The organism is Peribacillus sp. 05N428 (genome assembly GCF_056397085.1).
Genome location: NZ_JBFTMS010000091.1, coordinates 1 through 4,182, shown reverse-complemented (window position 1 = coordinate 4,182; position 4,182 = coordinate 1). Strand labels below are relative to the sequence as shown.

3 protein-coding genes and 1 pseudogene are annotated in these 4,182 nt (G+C 38.8%); 2 read left to right on the top strand and 2 right to left on the bottom strand.

From position 1 onward, the window contains the following. Positions 1 to 460: 460 nt before the first annotated feature. On the bottom strand, positions 461 to 1,519 hold the full coding sequence (locus AC1DIV_RS29630) for a YkvI family membrane protein (protein WP_340877698.1): 1,059 nt from the start codon (positions 1,517 to 1,519) through the stop codon (positions 461 to 463). Between the two features lie 125 nt (positions 1,520 to 1,644). Next, positions 1,645 to 2,544, bottom strand: coding sequence for a pyrroline-5-carboxylate reductase (gene proC, locus AC1DIV_RS29625; protein WP_340877697.1), 900 nt, complete (start codon positions 2,542 to 2,544; stop codon positions 1,645 to 1,647). A 501-nt stretch (positions 2,545 to 3,045) separates the two neighbouring features. Between proC and AC1DIV_RS29620 the strand changes: the two are divergent. Then, positions 3,046 to 3,606 (top strand): annotated as a pseudogene (locus AC1DIV_RS29620) (cupin domain-containing protein); the annotation flags it as partial. An 18-nt stretch (positions 3,607 to 3,624) separates the two neighbouring features. Further along, positions 3,625 to 3,957 (top strand): DUF5661 family protein, encoded by a 333-nt coding sequence (locus tag AC1DIV_RS29615; protein ID WP_340878591.1) that lies wholly within the window; start codon positions 3,625 to 3,627, stop codon positions 3,955 to 3,957. The last annotated feature ends 225 nt before the right edge of the window (positions 3,958 to 4,182 follow it).

Genomic DNA, 4,182 nt, shown 5'->3' with positions numbered 1-4,182 from the left:
AAAAAAAGTTCAGCCTGGTTGTATTGTTATTTTCCATTATTGTCAAGGGGTTAATGGGTTAGACTCTATTTTGAGTTTAGATTTTCGTAGTAGATGGTGGCGGCGAGGAGCGCCGCCATAGGAGTTTCTTATGGAACTATCGGGGCAGGTTAGTTTAATAAGAATCATCAAATTGGTGGGAGGAAAATATGATGAAAGAAATTCCTTTGCAAGAAGGTAAAGTGATCTTTTTTTAAGAATCGGATTTTTGGGATGATTGGTTAGCAAGATGTATAAAGAAATATAAGCTATCAATACAGCGACAAACAATGTTAATTTAAAAAAAGTTTTTATCAGAAGTCATCACACCTCGCGGATAAGGAAGAATTATATATTGATAAAATAAGAGAGGTAATACAAGAATTACCTCAAAAAAACCTTTCTACACATGAGTAGAAAGGTTGGTTAAACAATCCTCAATTTAATTCTCTTTCGTTAATCGACTCATTCGGAATGGAGTAATGATGAGAACGATAATAAGGACAATTCCCATATAGCCAAAGATTGGATAGAGAGAGGAAACAAGTTTAGTGAAGCCAAAGAAGCTTGCTATAAATCCTATCAACAGTGATGAAATAACGATTACTTTAAATTTTGTGGTCTGCGGATCAGAAAAGCGTGTTCCAAATGAGTAGAACATGCTGACTGCCGTATTGAAAATCATGGCGAACAGAACGAGAGAGTACAGGATGCCTAAGAGAGGTGAAATACTGTTGGCGATTCCCAGCATGGGCATATCCAAGTCCGATACAGTATTAATATTTGAGAAAATAGTAAGGTGACTAATTAAAAGAAGTAGACCTAAAGCGATCCCTCCTGTAAGTCCTCCAATGGATGATATCCTTTCATCAGGTTCATTCCCACCCATAACAAGTGTCATGGAAGCCCCCATTGCAATGGTTATTGAAATATAGTTTATTGTAGATACAAGCCAATGTCCCGCAGCTGAGTTTTGTTCCAGCGCATGTGGTTCAAGTGACGTAAATGATGAATTCATTGTAAACATACTATAAATAAATAGAAAAAGTACGACAAGAATCAGAAATGGTGTGACGGATGCAATTACCTTAATCACACGGTCAACTTTCAGCATAACTGTTATCATAACAAGAACAGTCATAAGGATGGTTCCTATAAAGGAAGGTAATCCGAATTGCTGATCAAAGATCGAGCCTGACCCCGCAATCATGACAATTCCTATACCAAATAGGATGGCATTCAGAACATAATCAATGATACAGCCGAGAAAGCGACCGCAAATCTTATAAATTACTTCCTGATGCGAATCTGTTTGTGTACGACTGCCAAGCTTCATCAGAATCATTCCAAGGTATGCAAAAATAGCGACTGAAATGATAGCTCCAATTGTGCCCAAGTTCCCGAAGCTTACAAAATAAAGCATGGTTTCTTGTCCTGAGGCGAACCCTGCTCCGACTAGAATTCCGATAAAAGCGCTAGCGATCTTAAGGATTCTCTTCATGTTGTCCTCCGTTTTTCTTACGTTTATATTTTTTCTTAACTATTTGATGGATTGTTATTTGATAACCACATCTTTTGATACATATAATTTCCTAAGGAGGCTCCATGGTGTATTTATGGAGATGATTAACTTAGACACCGTCCTTTTATGGTACTGAAGTTCCCCAGTACTCTCGGGGGATTAGTCGATTTGCTGCACGCTACTGCCATCTCATCATTCAGCTCTTTCGAACGTTTCGCAGCATGATGAATCGCCTGTGAAATGGCTCTGCCGCCATTATTTTTCTGTAAAGCATCAAGTCCGGATGCTGTCGTTCCATTTGGTGAAGTGACTTTCTCTCTGAGACTTGCCGGTGTCTCGTCGTTCACCATAATCATCTTGGCTGCGCCTAAAATCGTTTGGGCGACAATCTCACGGACCATCGCTTCATCCATACCCTTTTTAACGCCAGCGTGTTCCATATGCTCCATTAAATAATAGAAGTAAGCAGGTCCGCTTCCTGCAATTCCTGTAAAAATATCCATATGCTCTTCTTCAATTAAGAACACTTTTCCCATACAGCCTAACAGTTCTTTCACTGCTATCACATTGTCCATCGCTGTATGTCTTCCCGGACATAACGCAGTTGCCGACTCCCGGATCATGCTAGACGTATTCGGCATCAACCGCACAACCTGCTGTCCAAGCTGTAGATGATTTTCCATGAATTCAGTGGAAATGCCCGCTAAAACAGAAATTACAACTTGATCCACTCTTATTTTATCTTTGAGTGCATCAAGAGCATCTGCTGCTCCCTGGGGCTTCATTGCCAAAATGAAGAAATCAACTTCTTCATATGGCAATGCATCCTGATGGACCGCATGAACTCCATACACGTGATTCATTTCCTCGAGTCGTAATTGATTGCTGCGATTTGTCACATAAATTCTCTCTGCTGGTATGCTCCCAATCTGCACAATTCCAGAAATCATCGACTCTGCCATCGAACCGGCTCCTAAAAATGCAACAGTTTTATCTCTCAACATTATGCCCTCCTAAAAGTTCATTGTTCGTAATTCCGTTCGTATTTTTTAACCTTGTTATCGTAACATGCTGAGATTTAGATTCAAGGGAAGAGAGGACATTCACCAGGAAAAGGCCGAGATAGTGAAGGGAAGCGTTATCATTTGGGGCTTACATGCCAGTCAGGTCATTTAATCAAGGATAATCGGCTGTAATCCGGGTATTTGCGGATATATTAGGAAGAAAAACGAAAAAAACAATTCATATCATTACAGGTTTTGGCCGTATTTTTTGTCTGTAAAATGCCCTTTTAATAATCGCTCTCCCATTTTATCTAAGACTTGACCTTAATTTATTGAGGGGGGATAGTTGCAGAAGCGAATTTCCTTATTTGAATTGTTCCATTAGATTGAGCAAATGTTACGGATAATCAATACCTTTAATTCGGTAACCCTGAGTATTAGAACATATCCTTAACATAGTGAATAGGATAATTTAAAAAATTTTTGAAGGCGTTGAGAAAAATGAACGATGCTCCTTTTTCGTATCCCCACCCATATCCAAATCCTTATTATTTTAACGTACCAATATATAACAATATAATACAGCCCAAATACTGGACTACACATGATGTTGCTAACCGATTAGATCTTTTTCAATCATCAATTGGAAGGAATGAAATCGGACTAAAAGATTATGGACGGAAACCATTTGTAATCAATATTAATGAAGCTACGAAACAAAACAATAACTACCGGACCGCATTATGGACAGGAAATCATTTTCAAGTTACATTGATGAGTCTTAAGGCTGGGGAAGATATCGGGTTAGAAATTCACCCTAACGTTGACCAATTTTTACGTATTGAACAAGGTCAAGGGATTGTTCAAATGGGCAAGAGAAAAGATAATTTAAACTTTGTACGGAATGTTTATGATGATTCTGCCATTATGATACCTGCTGGAACATGGCATAATGTAACCAATACAGGTGATATCCCGTTGAAAATTTATTCTATATACGCACCTCCACAACATCCATTTGGCACGATTCATGTAACTAAAGCAGATGCTTTGGCTGCAGAACACCGTTCTGACTGCGATATGCGCGATTCTCATCTAACAAAGTATCCAAATGGGATTCAAACAAATAATTTTAACAACGTAAAAACAAGCTTTTCTAAAGAGGAAGCAGCAGCTATAGCTTTACTTTTAGGCATTGATTTTAATAATAGCAAGTTTGATTTAGATGAGTTTTGGATGGGAGTAAATACTGAGCTGGAACATGGAAAAATATCCAGCCAAACAAATGTAACTGATGATGATCCTATTATAACGGGGAAAATTGCCCTAGCTCATCTTCAGGAGTTTCCTGATTACTATAAAAGACTAAAGGTGCTTGAGAAAGAAGCAAAAGCCTATTGGAACATGTATTAATAGGATGCCTAAATGATAAGAACAACTTATAATTTTAGCGAGTTTGTGAAATATTTCGCTTAAAATAACGGGTGCGTTAGCTGAAGATCGGAGCTGTCTTTAAGGCAGCTTTTTCTTGTGTGCCAGGCATGGCATCTATCTAGGTGGTGAAAGTCCACTGTGGGGGTACACATCGACCAACCACTAAGGAAGCGCAAGGTACTTATCGTGAGGTAAGGGCTGGAG